Origin of the sequence: Enterococcus sp. FZMF (genome assembly GCF_030263915.1) — a bacterium.
GTDB lineage: Bacteria > Bacillota > Bacilli > Lactobacillales > Enterococcaceae > Enterococcus_D > Enterococcus_D casseliflavus.
In genome coordinates this window covers 1210130-1234313 of record NZ_CP127160.1, presented here as the reverse complement: position 1 = coordinate 1234313, position 24184 = coordinate 1210130, and the positions used below count along the sequence as shown (strand labels likewise).

General features: G+C 42.5%; 22 protein-coding genes. 7 read left to right on the top strand and 15 right to left on the bottom strand.

What is annotated here, in order from left to right:
- Positions 1-16: 16 nt before the first annotated feature.
- Both QN079_RS05910 and QN079_RS05905 read right to left on the bottom strand, forming a co-directional pair.
- Positions 17-1315 carry a PTS sugar transporter subunit IIC gene (locus QN079_RS05910; RefSeq protein WP_005225702.1) on the bottom strand — a complete coding sequence of 433 codons (1299 nt, stop codon included), beginning with the start codon at positions 1313-1315 and terminating at the stop codon, positions 17-19.
- Between the two features lie 307 nt (positions 1316-1622).
- Positions 1623-2108: a GNAT family N-acetyltransferase gene (locus QN079_RS05905; RefSeq protein ID WP_142437067.1), complete on the bottom strand. Its 486-nt coding sequence runs from the start codon at positions 2106-2108 to the stop codon at positions 1623-1625.
- Between the two features lie 168 nt (positions 2109-2276).
- Here QN079_RS05905 and QN079_RS05900 point away from each other — a divergent pair, with 168 nt between their 5' ends.
- Positions 2277-2540, top strand: a complete 264-nt coding sequence (locus QN079_RS05900; protein WP_123833853.1) for a hypothetical protein — start codon at positions 2277-2279, stop codon at positions 2538-2540.
- A gap of 116 nt (positions 2541-2656) precedes the next feature.
- Here QN079_RS05900 and QN079_RS05895 read toward each other — a convergent pair whose 3' ends face one another.
- From QN079_RS05895 to QN079_RS05885, 3 genes are all read right to left on the bottom strand, one after another.
- Positions 2657-2827 carry a hypothetical protein gene (locus QN079_RS05895; RefSeq protein WP_005225698.1) on the bottom strand — a complete coding sequence of 57 codons (171 nt, stop codon included), beginning with the start codon at positions 2825-2827 and terminating at the stop codon, positions 2657-2659.
- A 131-nt stretch (positions 2828-2958) separates the two neighbouring features.
- The gene (locus QN079_RS05890) at positions 2959-3834 is read right to left on the bottom strand and encodes a cation diffusion facilitator family transporter (RefSeq protein WP_005225697.1); all 876 of its coding nucleotides are present in this window, start codon (positions 3832-3834) and stop codon (positions 2959-2961) included.
- A 200-nt stretch (positions 3835-4034) separates the two neighbouring features.
- Positions 4035-5060, bottom strand: coding sequence for an NAD(P)/FAD-dependent oxidoreductase (locus QN079_RS05885; protein WP_144770863.1), 1026 nt, complete (start codon positions 5058-5060; stop codon positions 4035-4037).
- Between the two features lie 266 nt (positions 5061-5326).
- Between QN079_RS05885 and QN079_RS05880 the strand changes: the two genes are divergently transcribed.
- Positions 5327-6052, top strand: coding sequence for an alpha/beta fold hydrolase (locus tag QN079_RS05880; protein WP_289230520.1), 726 nt, complete (start codon positions 5327-5329; stop codon positions 6050-6052).
- Positions 6053-6054: 2 nt separating this feature from the next.
- Positions 6055-8601, top strand: coding sequence for a bifunctional lysylphosphatidylglycerol flippase/synthetase MprF (mprF, locus tag QN079_RS05875; protein WP_081116742.1), 2547 nt, complete (start codon positions 6055-6057; stop codon positions 8599-8601).
- A 66-nt stretch (positions 8602-8667) separates the two neighbouring features.
- Here the strand turns inward: mprF and QN079_RS05870 are convergent, their stop codons facing one another.
- A complete protein-coding gene (locus QN079_RS05870; RefSeq protein WP_081116743.1) occupies positions 8668-9627 on the bottom strand; it encodes an SPFH domain-containing protein in 960 nt (319 codons plus the stop codon).
- Positions 9624-9836: a hypothetical protein gene (locus QN079_RS05865; RefSeq protein WP_005225691.1), complete on the bottom strand. Its 213-nt coding sequence runs from the start codon at positions 9834-9836 to the stop codon at positions 9624-9626. Before QN079_RS05865 ends, QN079_RS05870 begins: the two co-directional genes overlap by 4 nt.
- A gap of 247 nt (positions 9837-10083) precedes the next feature.
- Between QN079_RS05865 and QN079_RS05860 the strand changes: the two genes are divergently transcribed.
- Entirely contained in the window at positions 10084-10494 is a 411-nt protein-coding gene (locus QN079_RS05860; protein ID WP_026008061.1) for an organic hydroperoxide resistance protein, read from the top strand.
- A 58-nt stretch (positions 10495-10552) separates the two neighbouring features.
- A complete protein-coding gene (locus QN079_RS05855) occupies positions 10553-10987 on the top strand; it encodes a MarR family winged helix-turn-helix transcriptional regulator (RefSeq protein WP_015509453.1) in 435 nt (144 codons plus the stop codon).
- A 75-nt stretch (positions 10988-11062) separates the two neighbouring features.
- Here QN079_RS05855 and QN079_RS05850 read toward each other — a convergent pair whose 3' ends face one another.
- The 5 genes from QN079_RS05850 to QN079_RS05830 form a co-directional block, all read right to left on the bottom strand.
- Positions 11063-11425: a hypothetical protein gene (locus QN079_RS05850; protein ID WP_005225688.1), complete on the bottom strand. Its 363-nt coding sequence runs from the start codon at positions 11423-11425 to the stop codon at positions 11063-11065.
- A 276-nt stretch (positions 11426-11701) separates the two neighbouring features.
- Complete coding sequence (locus QN079_RS05845) at positions 11702-12070, bottom strand: DUF7006 family protein (protein WP_015509452.1); 369 nt, start codon at positions 12068-12070, stop codon at positions 11702-11704.
- A gap of 680 nt (positions 12071-12750) precedes the next feature.
- Positions 12751-14913 (bottom strand): L-type lectin-domain containing protein, encoded by a 2163-nt coding sequence (locus QN079_RS05840; RefSeq protein WP_096741347.1) that lies wholly within the window; start codon positions 14911-14913, stop codon positions 12751-12753.
- Positions 14914-14958: 45 nt separating this feature from the next.
- Positions 14959-15990 (bottom strand): WxLIP family cell surface protein, encoded by a 1032-nt coding sequence (locus tag QN079_RS05835; protein ID WP_213355017.1) that lies wholly within the window; start codon positions 15988-15990, stop codon positions 14959-14961.
- Positions 15991-16006: 16 nt separating this feature from the next.
- Positions 16007-16675 carry a WxL domain-containing protein gene (locus QN079_RS05830; protein WP_096741349.1) on the bottom strand — a complete coding sequence of 223 codons (669 nt, stop codon included), beginning with the start codon at positions 16673-16675 and terminating at the stop codon, positions 16007-16009.
- 92 nt (positions 16676-16767) lie between these two features.
- Here QN079_RS05830 and QN079_RS05825 point away from each other — a divergent pair, with 92 nt between their 5' ends.
- Positions 16768-18273, top strand: a complete 1506-nt coding sequence (locus QN079_RS05825; protein WP_096741350.1) for a helix-turn-helix domain-containing protein — start codon at positions 16768-16770, stop codon at positions 18271-18273.
- An 81-nt stretch (positions 18274-18354) separates the two neighbouring features.
- Here the strand turns inward: QN079_RS05825 and QN079_RS05820 are convergent, their stop codons facing one another.
- A complete protein-coding gene (locus tag QN079_RS05820; protein ID WP_096741351.1) occupies positions 18355-19242 on the bottom strand; it encodes an SDR family oxidoreductase in 888 nt (295 codons plus the stop codon).
- Positions 19243-19814: 572 nt separating this feature from the next.
- Between QN079_RS05820 and QN079_RS05815 the strand changes: the two genes are divergently transcribed.
- On the top strand, positions 19815-20072 hold the full coding sequence (locus tag QN079_RS05815) for a hypothetical protein (protein ID WP_213335469.1): 258 nt from the start codon (positions 19815-19817) through the stop codon (positions 20070-20072).
- A 596-nt stretch (positions 20073-20668) separates the two neighbouring features.
- On the opposite strand, the gene QN079_RS05810 is transcribed toward QN079_RS05815, so the two are convergent.
- Both QN079_RS05810 and QN079_RS05805 read right to left on the bottom strand, forming a co-directional pair.
- Complete coding sequence (locus QN079_RS05810) at positions 20669-22138, bottom strand: glycoside hydrolase family 1 protein (RefSeq protein ID WP_096741354.1); 1470 nt, start codon at positions 22136-22138, stop codon at positions 20669-20671.
- A gap of 91 nt (positions 22139-22229) precedes the next feature.
- On the bottom strand, positions 22230-24131 hold the full coding sequence (locus tag QN079_RS05805; RefSeq protein ID WP_010747921.1) for a beta-glucoside-specific PTS transporter subunit IIABC: 1902 nt from the start codon (positions 24129-24131) through the stop codon (positions 22230-22232).
- Between the last annotated feature and the right edge of the window lie 53 nt (positions 24132-24184).

Genomic DNA, 24184 nt, shown 5'->3' with positions numbered 1-24184 from the left:
CTCTTTTTTGTCTTGCTTAAGCGGCTGTTTCTTCTTCTTGTTCGCGGGCAATCTGCTGTTTCTCAAAGACTTTAAAGAATGGGTAGTAGATTGCGAGTGTGATAAAGAAGTTGACGATCACTAAAATCGCTGCTGCGATACTCCAGTCCGTACTCATCCAGGCGGCGATTGGTGCTGGAATGGCAAACCCAAGTCTGGCAGCCATCATCGGTACGACACCCGTAATGGTCGCGAAGTAAGAAATCGTTGTCGTAATCAACGGTGCCACCAAGAACGGAATGCCTAAGATTGGGTTCATTACGATCGGTGCACCGAAAATCACTGGTTCATTGATATTGAATAAGCCTGGCAAGATGGACAAACGGCCCAATTGTTTCAAGTATTTTGATTTGGAGAAGAAGAACAAAACGACCAACGCTAAGGTCGTACCGGCTCCACCGATCCAGACGAACCATTGTAAAAATTGTTCCGTAAAAATATTAGGCAATTCATGCGCATTGCCAGATGCTTGGAACGCTTCCATATTTTCAGCAATGGAAATATCCCAGAATGGACGAATGACAGGACCCATGATGGCTGGTCCATGAATCCCCAGTACCCAGAAGAAACAGATCAAGAAGACAGTCAATAAACCACCAAACAAGCTGTTACCAGCTAGCACGTCTTTTAACGGCATCAACAAGTTACTTAAAAAGCCATTGATATCAAAGCCTAACATATGACGGATCACCCAGAACAATATCAGGATCGCTCCTCCAGGAATCAACGCCATGAATGAATTCGTCACTTCTGGTGGCACGCCATCTGGCATTTTGATGGTAATGTTTTTTACGATAAAGAAACGATAGATTTCAACGGATAAGATTGCCGTGACGATCGCGCCAAACAAAGAGCCTGATCCTAAGTTTGCCACATTGATATAGCGTCCCGCATCAATGATGCCTTCCACAGAATCGAAGACTCGCAACGGTGGTGCAGCGGTTACAAGAAAGGACATCGTTGCTAAGATACCCGCAGTCAATGAATCCAGCTTGTAGCTTTTTGCTAGCGATGAAGCAATCCCATACGTTGCATACAATGCCAATAATCCGACTGTATAACGAAAGGGAATATCCAAAACTTCCCGATACGGTTCGATCACCGCAGCGACTGATTCGATGGGAAAATTCAGTAAGATCGTGAAGAAAGACCCAACGATCGTTAACGGTAACGTAGCGATGATCCCCTTACGAATCGCTACCATGTGCCGTTGCATCCCCACTTTATTTGCAATCGGCATCAACTTCTGTTCAATAAATTCTACAAACCCTTTCATAATTGCCTCCTTAGTTTATAACATTATAATGTTTATACAAGGATAATAGCACAGTGCTTCCTAGGAGTAAATATGTTTTTTACGAATAGACGAAACTATTTTTAACAGTTTAAAAGAACATTTATTCATCGTAATTTTACACTGTAGCACAACTTAAAAATTTATGTGTTGATGAGGAATTTTAAAATTAGCTAGATACAAAAAAACCTATTGGCAATGTTTCCCAATAGGCACGATATTAAATTCAAAAATAAGATTCTTGTTTCATTTAATTTTTTTTGGTTTATCAAATGAATTTCCTGCTTAATTATACTTTCTTCTCATAAATAAAATCATCCATCACAAACCCCGAACCAATCGCAACGGTGCGTTTAGAAACACGCTTAAAGCCGCGATGCTCATAAACAGCGATCGCTTGCTGGTTTTGTTTGTTGACGTTTAAATGCAGTGTTTTGTCTGAGGCGATCTCCTCATACCAATCAAAGACTTGGCTGGCATAGCCTTTGCCTCTAGTGGATTGATGGAGATACAATTTACTTAAATAAATCTGCTGCTGCGTTTCTTCATACGCTGTATATCCTACTGCTCGGTCTCCTTCTAATAACAAAAGATAGACTGCTCCTTGCTGGACTTCGTTTTGAATCGCTGCTGGTGATTGGTAATGAGCCAGCATATACGCGACTTGATCGGACCCAATGATAGGTGTAAACACTTCTGGCCAGATTTCTTTGATCAAACGATCCAACGTTTGGAAATCTTCAGGTGATTGAACGATTTTTTTTGCGATTGCCATAAGAACCCCTTCTTTCTGCTGCACGAAACAAAAACTCGTTTATAAATATCTCTATTATAAGGGATAAGGAAAAAAAAGAAAGGGCACGTGGAACAAAGACCCCAAAATGTCTCAAAAGATGGTAAACTAGAAGTGAAAAAATGGTGACGAAAAGGAGGTAGCAACACCATGCAGCTCTTGCAACTACTTTTACTGGCAATCATTTTTGTTTCGTTCTTCATGGCGTTGATTGGCTGGGTTTTATCGATGACCAATGGCTTGATCTTCTCTCGTTCTCCTCAGCAATTTAAAGCGCATGCCCATGATCCTAACTATGAAAAAGAACGACAAGCAGGCAAGCGCTTGAAAGAGATTATATTTCGACGCATTGTTCCTCTAGGAATAGCCTCTTTGTTCGTCTATGGGTTAATCGCACTATTAAACGTCCTTTAAAAGCTTTTAAAAAGACTCAAACAAATCAAAAAACAACCGGCATCTTTTCCTGTTGATCAATGCGCCTTTCGCTTTCGCTGAGGGGAACATCAATGCATAAGATGCCGGTTTGTTTTTTATTTGCTTACTGCTGCTTTAGAGGCTTGAACTTTTTTCAGTAAAGCGAAGAGGACTTGGCTATCATCAATAGCCGCAATATATTGTTGGCAAAGTGCCATCATTTCTGTTTCATCCATTTTATCTAAAGAAATAACTAACTCATTTTCTACTACCTGCTTATTATTCATAGGGCTCCCTACTTTCTTCCTTTGTTACCTCTAGTTTGCCATGAATGAGCAGGTTCCGTAAGAACTTTTCAGTTTACAAACAGGAAACGGGTGGTTTACATCCTTGTCCTATCAAGGTTTTTCCAGAAAATTTATTCGGTAGCAGGCTCGATGTGGATGTCAGTATCAAACACCTGAAAACGATCAGCTAAGAGATCTTCAATAGCATCTGCTACGTTATGACTCTTTTCAACCGTCAAAGATTTGTCCATCGTCACGACGACATCGAGAAAAACATTGGCGCCATACATTCTTCCTCGAATCGATTTGACAGATTTCACTTCAGAAAAACCAGCGATTGCCGCTTCATACTCCACGACTAGCGATTCATCAAACCCATCAGAAAGTGAAAAGGCACTCTCACGAAAAATATCGACGGCGGTTTTGATAATCAAAAGAGCTACCACGATCGCAGTCAAACTGTCCAGCCAACCGATACCAAATGAGGCGGCAAAAATAGCGATCGCCGTTCCAATACTCGTCCACGCATCGCTGCGGTTGTCTTTAGCAGCTGCTAGCAGAGCGGAGCTTTTTACGCGAGCGGATAATCGCTTATTATAGTAATACATGCCATACATCAAAATAGCTGAAATGATACCGACGACTGCCGCGATCATATCGGGACTTTGCGTTTCTCCGAGTAGAATCGTTTGAATGGAAGACCATAAGACTTGCAGACCGACTGCCAGCATAATCAAGGATGTTACGAGACTCGCCACGTTTTCTGCTTTCCAATGACCATATTTATGGTCTTCATCTGCTGGCTTTTGAGCCAAACGCAAACCAATCAAGACAGCGATCGACGCTACGATATCCGTCGCATTGTTCAACCCATCTGCCCATAGTCCTTCAGAGTTTGCCAAACGACCGATGGCAAGTTTGGCGATGGAAACCAAAATGTAAGCAACGATACTTAAGATGGCGCCTCTTTCTGCTTGTTTTAATTCTGCGTATCTTGTTTGATTCATGTCATCCCCTCCAAATAGTCAACTTGAAAATAATAGCTGAAATTTTCACAGTTTACATCATTTATTTGAGAGATTTTATTTTTTAGGAGCGGCAAACATTCACTTCTAGTGAAACGAATTTCTGTTCTGAGGACACCAAAAAAGCAGGACCCATAAGGGACTCCTGCTTTTTCTACTTTTTCTTTCACAAAGAAGCGTTGCTACTCATTGACCAACAACTGGCGATTTCTTTCACTGAATTTCTCATTGTGGGATGAAACCATCGCCTGTGGGACACTGGTCGGCTCTAAATAGTGCTTGATTTGGTTGACTGCTTGCGCAGCATCTTGAAAGGCTCCCGCCAAAAGATTCACTTTGCCTTTGAAATAATGAATGTCGCCCGCCGCAAAAACACCAGGATGGCTAGTTTTTGTAGGAATCTCGCAATTGAGGTAAAAGTCTTCATGGCGTGCAAGATCAAAGGAGACTTTATCTAACAAGCCACTGTCACGGTCATACCCGTGTTGGATCAGTAGATGATCGCATAAAAAATCGATCGTTTCATGGTTGGCACTGTTTTTTAGTCGTAGAACGATATTGAATGTTTCTGCTTGATTCACCCCATCGATGGTGTGATTCATCAGCACTTGAATCCCTTCTGCTTTCATCTTCTTTACTTGTGCTTCATGAGCTTTCAATTTTTCTCCTCGGTAACACAGGGTGACTTTGGCACCATAAGACACTGCTTCGATCGCATAATCCACTGCCGCATCACCGCCGCCAGAGATCACTAGATGCTTGCCTTGGATCGCTTGCTGGTCAGGAAACTGATAGTGGATATAGTTGTCGACATTATTATGGATGAAACATGGCAATTTTTGGGGAGAAACGACACCGCCGCCGATACAGACTAAAACGGTGCGTCCAACATGGGTCCTCCCTTGGTCATCCACTGCATAAAAAAGGTCGTCTTCCTTGGTCAATGAAATGATTTTCGTTTTCAGATAGATCGTTGGATCAAACAAATTGGCCTGTTCAATCAAGTGTTCTTTGACTTTCTTTCCCTTGGTGGGCGGCAATGCACCCACATCCCAGACCATTTTTTCAGGATAGAAATTGATCTTCCCGCCTAATTCGGCTTGTGCTTCAAACAATACGACCGATAGATCACGTAATCCAGCATAAAAACTCGCATAGAGTCCAGTGGGTCCTCCGCCGATAATCAGAACATCTGCTATAGTGGTCATTGGCTAGCCTCTCTTTCGTAAATGAAAATCATTCTCAATTAGTTAGTTCGATTATAGACAACGATCGTCCGTTTGTAAAGAATTTTCTGAAAACAAATTAATTATGTTTACCAATTATTTTTCTTTACATTGTAAAGAAAAAAGCCTTTTCCTGAACTTCTGGTAAAAAAAAGATGAGCAGATTGTTATTTTTTCTCATTTTATCTAGTGATATATTTGTGATCGTCCCTGACTTCAAGGTATACTCTTAGAAAGTAGGTGAAAAAATGGAAGTTGAAAAATGTTACGCGCCCTTACCGGACGGGTCTGTCCTCTATTACGAGAAAACCGGTTCAGGACGCCCTCTTTTTTTATTGCACGGAAATGGCGGCAGCAGTGCCTATTTCTCAAAGCAGGTCGACGCTTTGCGTCAAAAACATCAACTGTATTTAATCGATAGTCGAGGACATGGCAAATCCACCAATACGCAGAAGAAAATCGATTTTTTTAAAATGGCAACAGATCTCTTAGCAATTATTCAGCAAGAAAAGCTAACGAAAATCGCCTTACAAGGATTTAGCGATGGTGCCAATCTGGCGATGGTCTTTTGCCATCTCTACCCAGAGCATGTCAGCTGCATGATTTTAAACTCTGGCAACACGGAACCGCGAGGTGTGAGGCTCTTTTCTCGAATCGGCAGTGTCTTGCAATATCTGATCGTTTGGCTTTGTTCCCCATTCTCCAAAGGCATGCGGGGCTTTCTGCCTATTTTGGGATTGTTGTTTCGTCCAATCGGTTTATCTACAGCCGATTTGAATCACCTCAGTGTGCCGACATTGATTTTGGTCGGCAAACGTGATTCGATCAAGCTTTCCCATTCTTTTTATATTGCAAACAGTATCCCTCAGTCCAATTTTATCGTTGTCAAAGGACAAGGACATAGTTTTGCACGAAAGAATCCTGAAGTTTTTAACACGAAAGTATTATCTTTTTTAGAAAAGGTCGGTGAATAACTATGAGAATCTTTACTTGGCTCCGTGACCACCGCTCACTTTTTAAAACCCTCTTCTTAATTGCAGTCGCCGTGATCGTGTTCGGCGAGCTGCTTTCGTTAAGCAAGACGATTTCGATTGATCAACTAAAACAATTGTTTGCGCAGCTATCCCTTTGGCGAGTGGCTTTAATGGCTGTCATTGGCTTACTGTGTGTTTTTCCCATGGTCTTATATGATATCGTCTTGAATCGCTTACTAGGGGACAAACCTGAACGCCGCTATTTACTAGAAACCAGCTGGATCATCAATACCATGAACAATTTGATCGGCTTTGGCGGATTCATCAGTATCGGGTTAAGGTCGGAATTCTATGGCAAAGGAAAAAAAGGCAAAGACGTTGCCCAAGCAATATCGAAGATTTTTATCTACTTGATGTCTGGTCTTTCGATTTTATCGCTTGCAGCGCTGGCATTCGTCCTCTTCGGTCCCACGACCGATTATCTCCAACAGTATTGGATCTGGCTTTTAGGCGGCAGTCTTTATTTTCCAATCGTCTATGCGCTTAGTTTTTCCAAAAAAAATGCCTACTTAGGTGGGCTGCAACGACGTGATCGTCTGCAGCTGATCGCCGCTTCCTTATTGGAATGGCTAGGTGTTTTTGCCGCCTTCTTTACGACGGGTCTGTTGATGGGTCTCTCGGTCGATGTGTTTCAACTTTTGCCGCTTTTCATCGCTGCTTCCGTGATTGGGATCGTCTCGATGATTCCTGGCGAACTGGGAACCTTTGATGTCATGATGATTATGGGAATGGGTTCACTACAGATTCCCCGTGAAAGTGTCATTGCCTGGCTCTTGCTGTTCCGTCTGTTTTATTACATCATTCCCTTTTTGATCGGTTTGCTTTTTTTCTCAAAAAATGTCGGTGTCTCCCTCAACCAGCGCTTTTCTGGTATTCCAAAAAGCTTGTTGTTGGAAGTGTTCCACAAGATCGAAGTGTTGCTGCTTTATCTGACTGGAACGATGTTGGTGCTTTCCGCCACGATCCCAGAAGCCTTTGATCAAATCAAATGGTTAGCCCACCTCAATCCGATTCGCTTGAATTTTGTGATGCAGTACCCGAGTATCTTTCTCGGCTATCTCTTTTTGATCGCCGGTCGCGGCATCTCTGCCCGTGTCAGTCGCGCGTATATGCCGACGCTTTTGTTGATTGCAGCAACAATCGCCTATGCTATTTTTGCGGGTTTCCGCTTTTCGACCATGCTGTTTCTTCTATTATTACTGGCGATCATGATTTTTTCAAAAAGCGAGTTATTCCGAAAGCAACTGGTTTTCGCTTGGGAATGGCTAACGATCGATGGTTTGCTGATTGGTTCATTGACGATCCTCTATGTCATTATCGGGGTCTACAATATGCCCCATATCAATCGGCATCCGACGCATCACCATTCGATGGATTTTTTGCTTTTCCCTTCTGAAAAATTATGGCTCCAAGGCTTCGTTGCGATTTTATTCGTCGCCGTTGCGATGCTGCTGTTTGCACGCTACTTGATGGGACCAAAGCACCAACTCGGTGTCAGTGCCGCCACCGATAAAGTGAAGCATATTTTGAACACTTATGGCGGCAATAGCGATAGCCATCTTGTCTATTTAAAAGACAAGCAAGTGTACGTTTATCCAGAAATCGGCGAGCCGACGGTCTTTTTTCAATTTACGACCTTTAATAATAAATGCTTAGTCATGGGGGATCCTTCTGGGAAGCAAGCAGACTTTCCCCAGGCACTGGAAACCTTTTTAACAGAGATGGATCAGTGGAATTACTTGCCAGTCTTTTATGAAAGTAGTGAAGAAATGGTGATGCTACTGCATGAATTCGGGTATGACTTTATCAAATTCGGTGAGAAAGCCTATGTGGATCTGCCTAGCTTCACCCTCTCAGGAAAGAAAATGAAGGGACAGCGGGCATTGAACAACAAGATCACGAAAGAAGGCTTTACCTTTGATGTGCTCACTCCACCCTTTTCAGCCGAAACCTTTGCCACCCTTAAGGAAATTTCTGACAACTGGCTAGATGGACGGAAAGAAAAAGGGTTCTCCCTTGGATTCTTTTCAGAATCCTATCTGAGTACCGCACCAATTGCAGTCGTCCGTAATCAGCAACAAGAGATCGTCGCGTTTGCTTCCTTTATGCCAACCTATCAGACAGGCTTAGCTTCCATTGATCTGATGCGTCACGATCCTGAAAAAGCCCCGAACGGAACGATGGATTTCTTGTTTATTCAGCTGTTTGACTATTTTAAAGAACAAGGCTACCAACAATTCGATTTAGGTATGGCACCATTAGCCAATGTTGGTACTTTCCGCAGTAGTTTCTTACAAGAGCGGATCGCCTATCTCGTTTACACTTTCGGGTCTCGCTTCTATTCTTTTGAAGGATTGCGGGAGTACAAACAGAAATATGCCGCTTCTTGGTCCCCTCGCTACATCTTATATTCTCGGGACAGTTGGATCGGTTATGTCATGATTGCTCTGTTGATCGTCGATAATCAAGCGGCAGACAAAACGAAATAAAAAAGCTCAAATGCGCCGGTTTATTCTCGGAGCATTTGAGCTTTTTTCATTTGTTGCGCTTCAAAGTTATTCTACTGATTTAGATGGTGCGTTTTCCCAAAGTTGTTTGACGACTGGAATATTTCCTAGTTCCGTCATATTGGATGGCAGAATGACCGTGTTGGTATTGCTGTTGACCACGTCTTTAAAGGCTTCGATCCCTAGATAAGATAAGGAGCGCTCGTCTAGCTGGCTTTCTTTGATTGCTTCATTGATAGCTAAAATCCGTTTGCGTTCAGCTTCAGTGATTTTCGCGATTCGTTCCGCTTCTGCCTCAGCATCGATCCGTACACGTTTTGCCCGCGCCTCTGCATCGATTTGGGTTTGTTCTGCCCGAGCTTGCGCGTCGATCGTCATTTGCGAAGCTTTGGCTTCGGCACTTAAGACTGAAGAAGATTTCTCCCCTTGGGCTCTTGTGATCATGGATTCTTTGTCTCTTGAAGCTGTGATCAATTTATTCATCGATTCAATGATTTCTTGGGAAACTTTGATTTCCCCGATATTGATCCGGTCGATCGCTAACCCATAGCCAGCAGTGATGTCTTTGATTGAAGTAAATAGAGCCACGTTGATTTCTTCAGTTCCATTTAGAACCTCGTTCAGATCCATTTTCCCGATGATCCCCCGTAAGTTTGATTGGGCATCTTGAATCATTGAGATAACGGAGTTTTCATTTTCGTAAACAAAAGCACGAACATCAGTGACGTGGTATTTGATTGCTTCATCGATCTGCACGATTACGTTGTCTTTCGTAATTGCACTTTGCGGTTCGATCTCCAAAGGAATCTGTTTCAAGGACACTCTTTCTCTAACTGTATACAAAATCGGAACAAGAAAATGAAGACCTGGCTCCAACGTTCGAACATATTTCCCAAAACTTTCCACAACTTTGACTTCCCCTTGACGAACGATCACAGCAGTGCTTGCGATCAGCCAAATCAGAACCACTAATACGAAGATAACTAAAATAATTTGGATAATGATCATTGTAAAAACCCTCTTCCATTTTCAAATAATGTATTGTTAACACGGGTCAATAAGACACCGTTTTCAACCCCGATAATCTCTAACATGACATTTTCAGCAGGAATCCCTGCAATCACTCGATATTCTGTGTAGGTGCCATAAAGACGGATATAGCCTGAATAATGATCCGTCAGCGATCGAAAATAACGTCCAACCGCTCGTTGTTCCATGTAGTCTACGATGATTTTCCACCCTCTTTGCCTTCGTGCAGGTTATTTTTCGTTTCAATTGATTCGTTCATTCTATGACAAGTGTTACTAACTATAATAGCACGTTTCACCCAAGAGGACAGTATACATTTCATAATTCCCTCCTTTTTAGAAAAAAAGACGAGCTGAAAACAAATCGCTTGCATTTACCAATTAAATTGCATACAATCTAATTGTACAAAATATAAAAATCAGGAGTGAAGAAATGATGAAAAAAATGTATTCAACAAAAATGATCAACACTGGTGGCCGTTCAGGAGAAGTTCATAGTCCCGATCATTCATTTGAACTAAATATTACTGCACCTGGCAAACGTGTTGAAAATGCCACCAATCCAGAACAACTTTTTGCGGCTGGGTTTAGTGCTTGTTTCAATAGTGCCCTTGAATTAGTGAAAAGCAACAAAGGAATCGACGGTGCTTCGACTGTCAGTGCACAAGTGACCCTATATGCAGAAAGTGAATCAAGCTTTGTTTTAGGCGTTGAGATCGAAGGTCAAATCGAAGGTTTATCAACAGAGGAAACACAAGAATTGCTTGAAATCGCTCATACCGTATGTCCTTACTCAAAAGCTACAGCTGGCAACATTGAAGTGACTGTCAAAGCCGTTAGCGAGTAGACTTTCGTTGAAAAAACAGCTATGATAAGAGGCGGATGTTAGAAAAAGGGGTGAAAACATGAATGTCTTAGCGTTAGAAAACCAATTGTGTTTTCCTCTATACGCCGCTTCAAAAGAAATTATCAAACAGTACAAAGACTTACTGGACCCGTTGAATTTGACCTATACCCAATATTTAGTGATGTTGGTGTTATGGGAAGATGAAGCGATCAGTGTCAAAGAATTGGGGAAGCAATTATGTCTAGATTCTGGCACACTGACACCGGTTTTAAAAAAGCTTGAAGCAAAAGGATACCTAGTAAGAAATCGAAATCAAGACGATGAACGTTCCTTGCGGGTCACATTGACTGATTCAGGCAAAAGACTCCATGAACAAGCACTAGAGATCCCCTACAAAGTAACTGAATTCTTGCCTCTTGAACCGGAAGAACTGTCAGTCCTCCACGAATTGACGACCAAAATGGTCCAAAAATTTCAGGAACAAGAAAAATGATCCGCTGTTTTCACAGTGGATCATTTTTTTATCTTTTAAACCTTCACTAACAAACAGCGAAGAAAACCAGATGACCTACGAAGCTTTGGTTTTCAATTCGCCAATAACATTTCGCAACTGAGTTAATTGTTCTGGGTCTTCAATTTTTTTGATCGCAATTTTTACCAGTTCAAAAATTTGTTCCTCCGTCAAACCACTTTGCAAAATCTCCAATTCGGTGACGGCTGGTTGGAAACGACGAGCCAAAACTGACCCACTCATCTTGATACTTGCGATCTCAAGTATCCCTTTATTGACTAACTTACGAATCACTGACAATGACGTGTTGCGATTCAAGCCGAAGCGTTCACTAAATTCGGTACAGCATAGCGGCTCATCCACAGCCCAAAAACAAACTAAGACTTCCCACTCTTTTTTTGAAAAACTCAAGTAATCCATAACTGCTCCTTTCCATGCCAATCAGGCTGGTTCTTATTTTCTAATCAAAACAATCGCAGCTATTGACATAAGCTATCTATCCTCTTCATTTTACGATTGTTTTTTCTTTCACTAAAAGGATTATATACAATAATAATCTATTTTATTCATAATTTCAAAATAATTTTTACTTTAATGATAAATAACACGTTTAATTCTCCTTCTTCTCCATAAAAAAAAAGCGACTAGATGCGCTAGTCGCTTTCTTTTCTATCAAGTGATCCTAAGAAGAACCGCTTATTGGATGTTGAAGATCAGGCTTTCGTGCTCTTTTTCTTTTAAGGAATAGCCACAAAACTCTTTATTCAAATTCGGATAATCGCGTTCGATCATCTGAATAACCTCGATTTCCGTCAAAAATTTGTCTTCTGACAATTGCAACGAGTTCAACAAGACAAAGCGTGAATCATAGCCTAAAATCTCTGGCATCAATTGCCAAAAATTTGAGTGATCAATTTGTTGGATCGTTTCTTCAAAGTTAGCAATCAATTGTTGTACATGATCATAGACTTTGGGATAATCAGATTTTAACAAATCCAACAGTGCTTGATCGACCACCTTATCCAAATAAGCCTTTGTGTCCGTATAGATTATTGAAGAAATCACTTATTTCATCAATCCTTTCATTCAAATGCCATATTCGACATCGTCAAGGATGGCTCCCTGTTCCTATATATAGCATACTATCGGTGATTTTCGTTCTCAGATTAAGGATAGAATCAAGAAAAAAAGGAGAAGTCGTTTTTTGATTCCTCAATCTTACTCCACAATAGCAAAATTTTGCTGAACTGATAAGCAAAGCGAATCAGCAACATCTGAAAATGAGAAATTTGTCAGATTTCCCTCCTTTTTTAGATAGATTGCCTCTCTTCTATACGAAAAATCAGCCGCCAAGGATGGCATCCTTTAGCGTGATCGATTTGAAACAAACAACCAGCAACCCTTATTGCCCTTCACAAAAAACGGAGACAGCATAATCTCAGACAGAACCTTCAGCAACATGTATAATTAAAGTAGAGAAAGTCATCAAAATAAACGAGACGAGGAGTGGAGCAAAGATGAAGAACCATTGTAAATGTGGCAAGAAGTTAACTGGCAATGAAAAAAGCTGTCCGGACTGCAAACGCAAAAAACAGCAAACTTTAGATTCCTTGGAAAAATTCGTTAAATACGGCAGTTTTGCTTTAGCAGGCCTATCATTAGTTTTAAAAATTGCGAAAAGTCGACAAAGTTAGCAGTGATCGACTGAGAACTTTAATAAAAAAAACGCCGTAATGGCGTTTTTTTTATTCGTCTACAATCGTACTCTCCAACTGCCAATTGACCGTACCAGTATACGTCCCCGGTTGAATCAAATCAAAATCAGGAACAAATCGTAAATAGCAGTTGTATTCATTTAAAGCAAGGGTCAAATCAGCCTCGCCGTCGGGAAGCTGCTGAAAAAGGATCGTTTCTTCTTTCGTAACTGTTGCCACCAAGTGATCGTCGAGCGGATCATAGATCACGAATTGGACGTCTTTGGCCAACTGCTGCTGGTCTTGCAAGAAATCAGTCATTTGCCCACTAAGCTGCCAAGTCCCTTCACTGCTGTTGCTGATAGACAGCAGTGCCGAGGTTTGATCAAACGAAACAGGAAGATAGGCAAAGCCATCACTTCGGATCGATCGTGCGAGCTTATTTACATTGATTGTCGGTCCGTTGATCGACTCCGGCGCACTGAGAAATTGTACACTGCCTCGAAAATCAATGCCATAATAATGGGTTTCTGATTGATTTCCTTCTGCATCGATCACAAAAGCAGCAAGATAATAAGTGGTGCCCGGCTCCAGATTCGCGGTATCTCGTTCCAACGTGTATGTAAAGGGATCTGCCAATGTGGCACGCTCTATCTGAGCTGTTTCTAAGAAATCTGCCTCCGTCACCGTCTCTGCTTCCGTAAAAAAATCCGTAACATACAAGCGTGCTTGCGTTGAATTGCGGTCATCGATGGTGATCGGGGTAAAGCACAAACGATTTTCCCGCACAATCTGCTGGGTTTCTTTCGCTTCTGCTAAGGTAGGCACACCCGTTGTCAGCGTGGGCGGAAACACACCGGTCATCGTGTAGGAATGCGTCTCAGGGCTGCCAGATACGAGACTCGATACAAAGGCATTCCCTTGGAAGGTCGTCTGCACAGGCGCCGTTTGATTCAAGTTCTCATTGAGCGGCGCCCCCGTATAGGTAATCGAATAGTGGATCAGATAGTCATTCCCTTTGGCTAATGCAGGTAGGGTCGCGACCAACTCACCAGCTTCAACGCTAAAATCAATCGGCGTGCCGCCTTCTGGCATACCATTTACCATCAAATCAGGACCACCGAAATACACTGTCTCATCGACTAAAGAAAAGCCTTCTGGAAGAAACGAACGCAGCTTGATGCCTGCTTCCAACTCCGTTAAATCACTGGTGTCCTTATAAGAAAGATACGTGGCATAAGTAATTGTTTTTTGCGCATCAACGACTGGTGGTTGACTCAGAGCTGTCTCAGTATCTAGCAACAGCTTGTTGGGGTCACGTTCAAATACGCCTGTACGCAATTCCATATCGACCAAGCCTTCGACATCAATGAATGCCACTGCTTTTTCTTGGACATTTCCACCATTAGCACCAGTAAAACCAAAATAAACTGGCGCATTGTTGACTAAGTTCACGTTCGTTTTGAATGTATCATCCACGGGAACCGTGACATCGACCCCAAAATCTGGGACAGAATAATGTAAGGTTTGATTGGGCTGATCGAAAGTAACGGTAAACGTATGCCACTGGCTATCAGAAATCTTGGTGACAGCGACAGGATCAAGATGGTTGACGACCTTGTATGTCGGCAACCAACCTTCTGTCGTATAGGCGTCGTTTGAACCTGGAAAATTCCATGCGATATGATGACTATTGGGGGCATCACGATCCATGGCACCATGAACACCCAAACTACCAGAATTATAGAAGGTATCAAATTCAATGGCAAAGCTTTGCGGAATCGCACCGGTATTCAATGGATTGGTTCCACCGGTGTTGGACCAGACACCAATCGTTGGACCTGCTTGTTGCGCAAGGGCATTTAAGCCACTGCTTTGCATAACAAAAGCTAAGCCATCGCTATCAGCAGCTGCATTTTCGATGCAAAAAGCCATTTCTAAACGAAATGATCGGGTAAAAGAAACCGCTTTGTTGAACCAAACGCCTCCACTGACATTTGATGTCACGCCATCATTGATCTGAACATAATTATAGCCATCCGATCCTTGCGGAGAACCAGCTTGACCCACCGTAGTGATCAAGGTTTCATCGATCGGTAATGTCGCAAAATCCGGCTCAACGACGGTAGCCTCCACAGATGCGTTTCCTGTATGAAATAAGGCGATACCTAACAAGAAGAAAAGTAAAAAACGTGTCGTAAGAAATTTTTTCATCGTCATCCTCCGCTTTGTTTGAGCAAGTACTTAAATGAAGTCTTCTCATTCCTGCTCTGTTGTTTCCTTTGATTTTTTTCGTCGCAAATACATCAGGAGCAATAGACTGGAAATAAGCAGGAGAATGACCACTGCAACAATATATACCCAACGGTTGCTGTGAAGAGAGCCTGATCCCACGATCGTTTTTCGATTGATCGTTTCAGCTTCTGGGCGAGAAACAGTGACGCTATCCTCAAAAACCCACGTTCCACGTGGGGCACTCAGCTCGATTTGAATGTGGTAGGTTCCCGGCTCTACGATTTCTTCATCAAACGCGCTATAAAGATCCAGTGTAGAGTTTGGGCCAAATTGAAAACTTTCTGCTGTAAATCCCCCCACAACGCTGTCACTGTCTTGCTCACGAATCACAGTCTTAACAGCAATCTTCCCAAAAGCCACTGGCTGATCATTTTCAATGCGGCTTTTTAGGGATGCGATGCCATCTTTTTCTACCGCCTCACTTTCGATCAAGGAAAGTTCAGGATCAGGTAGCGCATCTAACTGCTGGCGAAGGCGGACACCTTGGACGATTTTATAGGTTGACGTAAGACTGGTTTCCTCCGCCTCTTGCCCCTCCTTTTGTTCTTCTTCAAAAGAAAAGGCACCTATGATTTCACCTGTAAAACGCTTGTCATTCATTGAAAGAGGAAATACCACTTGGCGTGTTTCCCCTGGTTCAAGCTGAATCATTTGATTTGGTTTCTTTATCAAGGTCGTGAAAGACACACCGCCAAAATCCTCTGCTGTTTCGGCTGCCTGATAAGCGATGATCCCAGTAGCAGCTGTGTAACTATTCAGTGCGGATGCTTGTATCGTAAGGGTTTCCGAACTCGTGTTATGAAGGGCAACGATCAAATTCTGTTCGGTCTCATGATTTACCAGTAAGTCGAAATAAGTGACGTCACTGACTTGATTTTGGGGAAGTTCAGGGGTTACAGTGAACCGTGTGGTCTGTGCATGACCGGTGACTTTCGTAACGCAACACAAACTGATAAAGAAACTAATGAGTACGAAGCACTTGATTGGTTTTTTCATTGTCGCCCTTTCTTTCCTACTCCGCTTGATACGTGTTCGCTAATGTCCAAGTGATCGTGCCGCTATAAGTGCCGCTGTTCACATTTTGCTTCGGTACGGTTAATGAAGCATTGGAAAAGTTAAAGTCATTGGTTGCTAAGCCAGTTGTGCCATTAGCAGAAGCAATCAGCGTTGGGTCTGTTGCCCCTACCATCAATTCGGTGCCCGCGACTAGCGCTGCATCGCCAGAAGCCGTTGTACCATTTAAAGTGACTTTGGCATTTGCCAGCTCGTTATCGCTCGCATTCGTCATTTTCGATAATTGCGCCGTCAACTGCCAGCCAGCTTGATTCGGCCCACGGTAATCTGTGATCGATGTCACTTCATTCGACGTTGCTTGAATCACTTGTTCATCGGTAGCGATCTCTTGGATACTGCTTGTACCGAAGTTAAAATTAGTCACCTGATCCAGTGACAAGATTCCTTGTTCGATCGTTAGCGTTGCTTGACTCGTCATTGAAGCCGTTGGATTCGCTTCTGCTGCAGCTGCCGCAGTCGGCGCCATTCCTAAACCCATTCCGACCAAACCTAACATTACTGCCTTTTTGTTCATTTTCATCTCTTCCTTCACTTTTTTTAATGAGAAACCGAGGTTAATCGAAAAAAACAGCTTTAAAAAATAATAATTTAATTGGTGTTTTTTCATTCTATTCTCATCTATCATAAGTATAATCCATCATGGTTATCATACGGTTCACAGATTTAGCGTAAAAAAAACGCCAAAAAGGAGAATCCCTTATGTATCGAGAATTCATTTCTCCCGCAGAAGAAAAGAAATTAGAGATTTTCAAAGTTGTCTGTAATTCCAATGGCGTGACATTGGTCCAACTGTCAGAATTTTTGAACATCCCACAAAAAAGTCTGCAAAAATATATTTATTTTTTAAATGAAGATTTGCAGTTGCTTTCCCCTCACCTGCTTCTATCAAAAAATCATTACAATCAGTATTTTGTTGAGCGAGCAGATGATGATGAACCTTTCTATGCAAAATTGATGTACCATTATTTGCTCAACTCCACACAATACACCTTGATTCACTACTTGATTGGGCGCCCGCAAATGACCTTGACGCAATTATGTTTGGATTTGCATGTCAGCCAATCGCATATGTATCGGTTGATCAAGAAAATCAATCAACTATTGGAAAAGTTTCAAATCCAAATTCGAACAGACCTGAATAATCGCATCGTTCTTGCTGGAAAAGAGCTTGATATCCGTATTTTCACCTACAGTTTCTTGACCCAAAGTGCGCCTGCTGATTTGTGGCTATTGCCGAGCGTTTCCCATAAAAATGTCGAAGAGTTTACAGCGTTCTTTGCTGTTTCTCACTTTGATCCGTTGACGAAAAATAAACTCGCTGCATTTTGGCAAGCAGTGGTCAGCCGAACGATCCAGAAAAAATATTTGCCAGCGATCCCTGAAAAATACATGGGATTGATGAATTTTTATTGTTTTTTACCAGAGGAAATCCTCGAATCGCTTTTTTTGAGTGCCGATTATGCCACAGAAAAGACGCTTCAGTCAGAATATCTTTACTTAAATTTCTTTTTGCATGTCTTTTTGCCAGGGGTAATTCCCCAAGAGAAGAATCAAGCGATCATCCAAGAAATCAAACATTCTGATACCGATCTTGTGCGCTTTTTCACTGCAATGATCAAAGACTGGCACGATACCTTTGCTCCAAGTCAAGAAGTCGCCGAATTTGAAAAACTATTAAGCAGCTGTCTGCTGGTCTTCAATCTATCGATCATTATCGGCATCGATCTTCTGGAAGTGTGGCAGCTCGAACACCAACTGTTGACCGAAAACACTCCTTCGAAAGACAAAACCTATGAAGCAATCTGCAAGCTTTTACTGACCCACATTGAAAGGTATCCATTTGCTGATTTGGACAAAAAGTATTTTGAACAGACACAGTTGCCTTATCTTGCGCATCTCTTGTTTTTAGAAACACAGATGAATACGCCCCCGACCGTGTCGATCTATATTCAAACGACGATCCAATACCGCACGAAGCAAATGATCGAGACAAGGATCCGTTCGATTTATTCCAAAGCTTCAGTGACTTTTATTAACCAGATGGAAGCAGCCGATCTTTTGATTACCGATAGTTATGAAGAAGTGATTTTTTCCGAAAAATTAGTCTTACTGTCTAACCTACAAGCCGAACAAGAGTGGGCAGCCGTTTTTGCAAAGATCAATCAATTGATGATGACCAAGATGTTTGCCAAACAAGGAAAGTAAGCTGCCGATTCCATTTCCATCCACAAAAAAAGCCCGAGCATCTTTGCTCGAGCTTTTTTCCTACAAGTTTATCCAGGGTTGTTAAGCGAAGAAGCTACCACCCGTTACACTGTACACTTGACCAGTTACATAGCTTGCTTCATCAGAGGCTAGGAAAACGTAGACTGGTGCTAATTCGACTGGTTGTCCAGCACGTCTCATCAATTCTTTTTGACCAAATTCTGGGATCGCAGATTGTGGTTGGCCACCAGAAATTTGAAGTGGCGTCCAGATTGGACCAGGCGCAACGGTATTGACCCGAATGCCTTTTTCACTTAATTGCGCAGCTAGCCCTTTACTAAAGGAAGTAATGGCACCTTTCGTGGCTGCATAGTCTAAAAGATGGGCGCTTGGTTCCGCACTTTGGATCGAAGTGGTCGTGATGATGCTTCCACCAGCTGGTAAGTAATCCAATGCTTCTTGGACTGTCCAATACATCGAGATGATATTCGTTGTAAAGGTGTCTTGAATTTGTTGCGTAGTCAACTCTTTGATGTCCTTCACCGCTTGTTGCATCCCAGCATTTAGAACCAATGTATCTAACCCGCCTAATTCTTTGGCTGCTTCATGAACCAATTGACGAGCGAAGGTTTCATCTTTCAAGTCTCCTGGGATCAAGACGGCTTTGCGTCCAGCTTTTTCAATGACTGCTTTGACTTCTTGCGCGTCTTCTTCTTCAAAAGGAAGATAGTTGATTGCAACATCGGCGCCTTCTTTGGCAAAAGCGATCGCTGCTGCCCGACCAATACCAGAATCACCACCGGTCACTAATGCTTTGCGTCCAGCTAATTTGTCTGAACCTGAGTAGCTTTCTTCCCCGCAATCAGGTACTGGCTGCATCTTTCCTTGAATTGCCGGTGCTTCTTGCACCTGTTTTTCAAATTTGCCATCATAATACTTCGTTAACGGATTGTTGATTTTTTCTGACATGCTCGTTTCCTCCTTGATTATTTCTACTTCTTATTTGTCATCGTTTGTTATGACCTTACTTAAAAGTGTAAAGGAAGATGGAGGGAATGAGAAACGAAACGCTCACCAGAAAAAAAGCATCTGTAAGAAAACAGATGCTTAATGAAATGAAAAAGCTGTGTGACTCAGTAGTGAAAACGCCCACAGGTATCTCATCATTCTGCTGGGAAATCGTAGTGAAATTTCTGTGTGCAGTGGTTGATTTTGCTACTTTTCTAGCAGTTCGAGGAGTGCCCGACGAAAGGCCTCCATCTCCTTTGCGGTCTGTAGAAAAACATCGGGATGACTGTGGTGGCTGTCGATCATCCAGCGTTTGGTGTCTGTAATATGTGCTGAAACTTTCTAAAGTAATAAAAAGCATGCTCGTTTTCTAAAAAAAATGCTGTTTATTCGCGGTACTAAAAACATTAGCGGGTCTTCACATACCCTTCTGATTATTAACTATTTTTTTCACAACCAATGGATATTATTTTAAAAAAATGAATATTTACGTTATCCTTTTACTCAAATAAGAAAGAATAAGGAGAGATAAAATGATCCAACTTGTTCGCTTGATCTTTTGGGTACCAGTCATCTTTTTTTCGTTAGGTTTGGTCTTCCTAACAAAACGACTGCCGCGTTTCACATGGGTTTCTCTAACGATCACTGTTTCTTTGATCATCTTTGTTTGTAAAATCTTAGAATACTCCTATGTCATGCCAGATATGAAACTAACCGTTTATTTTATGGGTTTCTTGATTTCTGCTAGTCTGCTTGGGTATATTTTTTATTTGCGTAGTAGAAAACGTTGACTGCAGCTGCGCCTTGCTCGCGCCAAAACGCCCTCTTAATGCCTTTTGACTACAACAAAGACGATCTATACCAATGAAGTAGCTCCTTTCATCCCCTTCGTAAGGATTGCGGCTCATGATCCCCTTTCGAGGGGATTTTTTTATTATTCATCCTCACTCATTCTTATTCAGTCTGCTTTGATGAAAAAATCACTTTTCGCCGATTACGGCATGCCAAGCCTTTCTCTCTGATTCCTTTCGTTGCGACTCTTGCGATCCCCAAGAACACATTGCCTTCCTAAACAATTAAATATATAATGAAATTGTAAATTACCACATCATAACAAAGAATCATCAAACCTCTTGAAAGGAGCGTTTCCTATGAGCTGGCTGACCTTTGTCGTCCAACCACTGACCCTGCTATTTTTTCTCACGGTTTTTTCCCTTGTGTATTTGATGCCTGAATCCGTTGTGCCTAAGCCAAAAATGAAGAATTGGACGTTGACTGTATCTTTGATTTTTCTGGCATGGCAGCTTCTGATTCCCTTTTTCTTCTTTGTTCTCTAAACCCAGCAAAAAAAGCGGCTCTCACAAAAGAGAGCCGCTTTGGTTTATTTTTAATCCTGTAACAAACTACCGCCATTGGTGGCAATCACTTCTTTGTACCAGTAGAAACTATCTTTACGGGAACGGTCAAAGCTGCCGTTTCCTTCATCATCCGCGTCTACATAGACAAAGCCGTAGCGTTTCGACATTTCTGACGTGGAAGCCGATACTAAGTCGGTACAACCCCAAGGCGTATAGCCCATCAATTCCACACCATCTTCGATCGCTTCATACATTTGTTCGATATGCGCCTTCAAATAATCGATGCGATAGCTGTCATGGATCGAACCATCCTCTTCCACCGTATCCAAGGCACCTAAGCCGTTTTCAACGATAAACAACGGTACTTGATAGCGGTCGTACAAGTTATTCAAAGTCACACGCAAGCCGATTGGATCGATTTGCCACCCCCAGTCAGAGGCTTCCAAGTAAGGGTTTGATTCACCTAAAGAAAAGTTGCCAGCAGTTGCTTCGCCGCCTTCTTCAGGATTGTGGCGAGCAATAGAACTCATGTAGTAAGAAAAGGACATGAAGTCGACAGGGTATTGCGCAAGAAGGTCTAAATCGCCGTCTTCGAAGGTCACTTCGATGCCGTTTTCTTTAAAGAAGCGCTTCGTATATGCGGGATACTTCCCACGAACTTGGACATCAGAGAAGAAGAGATTCTCGTGGTCACGCTTGATTTCTTCCATCACATCTGCTGGATTTGGTGTAGCTGGGTAAGCTTGCATCCGTGCCAACATCATCCCTACTTTGATGTCAGGATTGATTTCGTGGGCAAATTTTGTTGCTAAACTAGAAGCCACAAATTGATGATGCACGGCTTGATACATGTCAGAAAGGTTTTGTGTGCCGTCTTCGGATAACAAGGCACCACCAACATAGCCAGAGATCCCCATGATATTGATTTCATTGAAGGTCAACCAGTATTTGACTTTGTCTTTGTAGCGGGTCAACACGGTCTCTGCGTATTTGACGAACAAATCGATCACTTGGCGATTTTTCCAGCCGCCATAGTTCAACGCGATCCCGATAGGTGTTTCGTAGTGAGAGAGGGTCACTAAGGGTTCGATCCCGTATTTCGCACACTCATCAAACACATTGTCATAAAATTGCAAGCCCTCTTCATTTGGCTGAGCATCGTCACCATTTGGAAAAATTCTTGACCAAGCGATGGACAGACGGAAGGTTTTGAAGCCCATCTCTGCATACAAGGCGATATCTTCTTTGTAGCGATGGTAAAAATCTGACCCCCAACGTTTTGGATACAAGCCTTCTTTGTCATTTAAGGCAAACAAAACTTTTTCCCGTGTCATTGGTGCAGCAAATTCTGCCATGTTTTTGCGGTCTTCTGGTTTGACAGCGATCGCTGTATCGGATGTCGCTGGACCACGTCCGCCTTCGTTCCATGCTCCTTCAAATTGGTTGGCTGCAGTGGCGCCGCCCCATAAAAAGCCTTTTGGAAATTGTTTTTCTGTCATGATTAGCCTACTTTCTTTTTCTTTAATAATCGACACAGCAGATCAGCAAGAAAGCATTCTTACTGATCCAGCGACGTGCCGTTAAACGCATTTATTTTACGACTTCAATCAAATCGTCCTGCGCTGTTACTTCTTTTGACTGTGTCGTTTGGATGTCACTGTAGTCGTTAGAGTTCGTGACGATGACTGGTGTCAGCAAGGAATAGCCTTCCGCACGAATAGCCTCTGTATCAAAAGAGATCAATTTTTGACCAGCTTTGACTTTGTCTCCTTGGTTGATGTAGGCAGTAAAGTGATTGCCTTCAAGTTCTACCGTATTCATGCCGATGTGGATCAATAGTTCTGTTCCATCTTCTGTCACTAAACCGATGGCATGTTTTGTTGGAAACAAGATTTTGACTTCTGCATCTGCTGGCGCAGTGATTTCACCGATCGCTGGTTCAACGGCAATCCCTTTTCCCATAGCACCTGAAGAAAAGACTTTGTCTTCCACATCTGCTAAAGCAACCACTTGACCAGTTACTGGGCTTTTGACTGTTTCATCTTTGACGCTGGCAGAAACAGTTTTTGCTTCTGGCGCTGGCGCTGCTGGTGTTGCTTGACCGTCGACTGGTGAATCAACAGTTGTATACAATGTTGGTACTTTCAACAACATCATGATGATAAATGACGCTACGATCGCAATCACTGTACCGATCGCCAAGTGGATCACACTATGGAAGCTGCCTGTTGCTGGATCAATATATGCAGGATACAAGAAGATACCCATACCACCCATTGCATAACCAGTGACGTTAAAGATTGACAAGTAGATACCGACGAAACCTGAAACTAAACAAGAAACGATAAATGGTGTTTTCATTGGCAACGTGTACCCATAGATCGCAGGTTCAGTCACACCGAAGATCGATGAGATCAATGCTGGCATTGCGCCTTGTTTGACTTTTGGTTCTTTCGTTTTCAACCAAATCGCTGCTAACACACCCGTTTGCGTGAAGCATGGTAGCACTGCTGCGGTCAAAATAATCGAAGAGCCGTTTTGCGCCATATCCATGATCGCCAATGGCACAAGACCCCAGTGAAGACCAAACATAACTAATACTTGCCATAATGCCCCTAAAGCAAAGCCGTAAATAATTGGGCTGAAATCATACACCGCTTGGAAAGCAACACCGATCCAGCTAGATGCTGTATTTGCGACTGGACCTACCACAAAGAAGGTCAACGGCACGGTGATCAAAATCGTTACAAACGGAACCACAAACATTTTGACTACGTCAGGTGTGACTTTGCGCATAAACTGCTCAATTTTTGAAGCGACAAAAATCGCTAAAATGATTGGCAGTACGCTGTTAAAGTAGCCACCTGCTGGTAAGGTCAAGGTTAGACCGAAGACTTTGCTCGCTTCAGCCACACTTTCTGCTAAGCCAGGATAGACCATCGCCCCTGCGATCGCTAATGCTGTATAGGTGTTCATCTTGAATTTCTTCGCTGCAGTGACGGCTAAGATCATTGGTAAGTATTGGAACAAACCATCGCCTAAAGTATTCATTACTACATAGATACCATTGGTCGCTTCCATCCCAGTTGCTGCCAGCAACGCCGTGATCCCTTTTAAGATACCAGCTGCCGCTAATGGACCTAAGAACGGTTGGAACAGGCTTGAGATAACATCGATAAAGCGGTCAAACAAGCTGCCTTTTTGCCCGTCGCCTTCATCGATATCAAGACTGCCACCATCGGCTAATCCGCCGACTTTCAACACTTCATCATAAACATCTGGCACATGATTGCCAATAACGACTTGGTATTGTCCGCCTGCTTTGACGACGGTCACGACACCGTCACGTTTTTGCAAATAATCAGTGTCCGCTTTGCTTTCGTCTTTTAAGTGGAACCGTAAGCGAGTCACACAGTGTTTTACAGATGAGACATTTTCTTTGCCACCAACGTGGGCCAAAATGTCTTGCGCTAATTCAGTATATTTTGCCATTTTGATTGCTCCTTTTTTATTGGTCATTTAATAAAAATAAAAAGACCAGCCAT

Coding starts and splice junctions, on each gene's coding strand:
- QN079_RS05910 (WP_005225702.1), bottom strand. CDS start 1,315: ATGAAAGGGTTTGTAGAATTTATTGAACAGAAGTTGATGCCGATTGCA.
- QN079_RS05905 (WP_142437067.1), bottom strand. CDS start 2,108: ATGGCAATCGCAAAAAAAATCGTTCAATCACCTGAAGATTTCCAAACG.
- QN079_RS05900 (WP_123833853.1), top strand. CDS start 2,277: ATGCAGCTCTTGCAACTACTTTTACTGGCAATCATTTTTGTTTCGTTC.
- QN079_RS05895 (WP_005225698.1), bottom strand. CDS start 2,827: ATGAATAATAAGCAGGTAGTAGAAAATGAGTTAGTTATTTCTTTAGAT.
- QN079_RS05890 (WP_005225697.1), bottom strand. CDS start 3,834: ATGAATCAAACAAGATACGCAGAATTAAAACAAGCAGAAAGAGGCGCC.
- QN079_RS05885 (WP_144770863.1), bottom strand. CDS start 5,060: ATGACCACTATAGCAGATGTTCTGATTATCGGCGGAGGACCCACTGGA.
- QN079_RS05880 (WP_289230520.1), top strand. CDS start 5,327: ATGGAAGTTGAAAAATGTTACGCGCCCTTACCGGACGGGTCTGTCCTC.
- mprF (WP_081116742.1), top strand. CDS start 6,055: ATGAGAATCTTTACTTGGCTCCGTGACCACCGCTCACTTTTTAAAACC.
- QN079_RS05870 (WP_081116743.1), bottom strand. CDS start 9,627: ATGATCATTATCCAAATTATTTTAGTTATCTTCGTATTAGTGGTTCTG.
- QN079_RS05865 (WP_005225691.1), bottom strand. CDS start 9,836: ATGGAACAACGAGCGGTTGGACGTTATTTTCGATCGCTGACGGATCAT.
- QN079_RS05860 (WP_026008061.1), top strand. CDS start 10,084: ATGAAAAAAATGTATTCAACAAAAATGATCAACACTGGTGGCCGTTCA.
- QN079_RS05855 (WP_015509453.1), top strand. CDS start 10,553: ATGAATGTCTTAGCGTTAGAAAACCAATTGTGTTTTCCTCTATACGCC.
- QN079_RS05850 (WP_005225688.1), bottom strand. CDS start 11,425: ATGGATTACTTGAGTTTTTCAAAAAAAGAGTGGGAAGTCTTAGTTTGT.
- QN079_RS05840 (WP_096741347.1), bottom strand. CDS start 14,913: ATGAAAAAATTTCTTACGACACGTTTTTTACTTTTCTTCTTGTTAGGT.
- QN079_RS05835 (WP_213355017.1), bottom strand. CDS start 15,990: ATGAAAAAACCAATCAAGTGCTTCGTACTCATTAGTTTCTTTATCAGT.
- QN079_RS05830 (WP_096741349.1), bottom strand. CDS start 16,675: ATGAAAAAACACCAATTAAATTATTATTTTTTAAAGCTGTTTTTTTCG.
- QN079_RS05825 (WP_096741350.1), top strand. CDS start 16,768: ATGTATCGAGAATTCATTTCTCCCGCAGAAGAAAAGAAATTAGAGATT.
- QN079_RS05820 (WP_096741351.1), bottom strand. CDS start 19,242: ATGTCAGAAAAAATCAACAATCCGTTAACGAAGTATTATGATGGCAAA.
- QN079_RS05815 (WP_213335469.1), top strand. CDS start 19,815: ATGATCCAACTTGTTCGCTTGATCTTTTGGGTACCAGTCATCTTTTTT.
- QN079_RS05810 (WP_096741354.1), bottom strand. CDS start 22,138: ATGACAGAAAAACAATTTCCAAAAGGCTTTTTATGGGGCGGCGCCACT.
- QN079_RS05805 (WP_010747921.1), bottom strand. CDS start 24,131: ATGGCAAAATATACTGAATTAGCGCAAGACATTTTGGCCCACGTTGGT.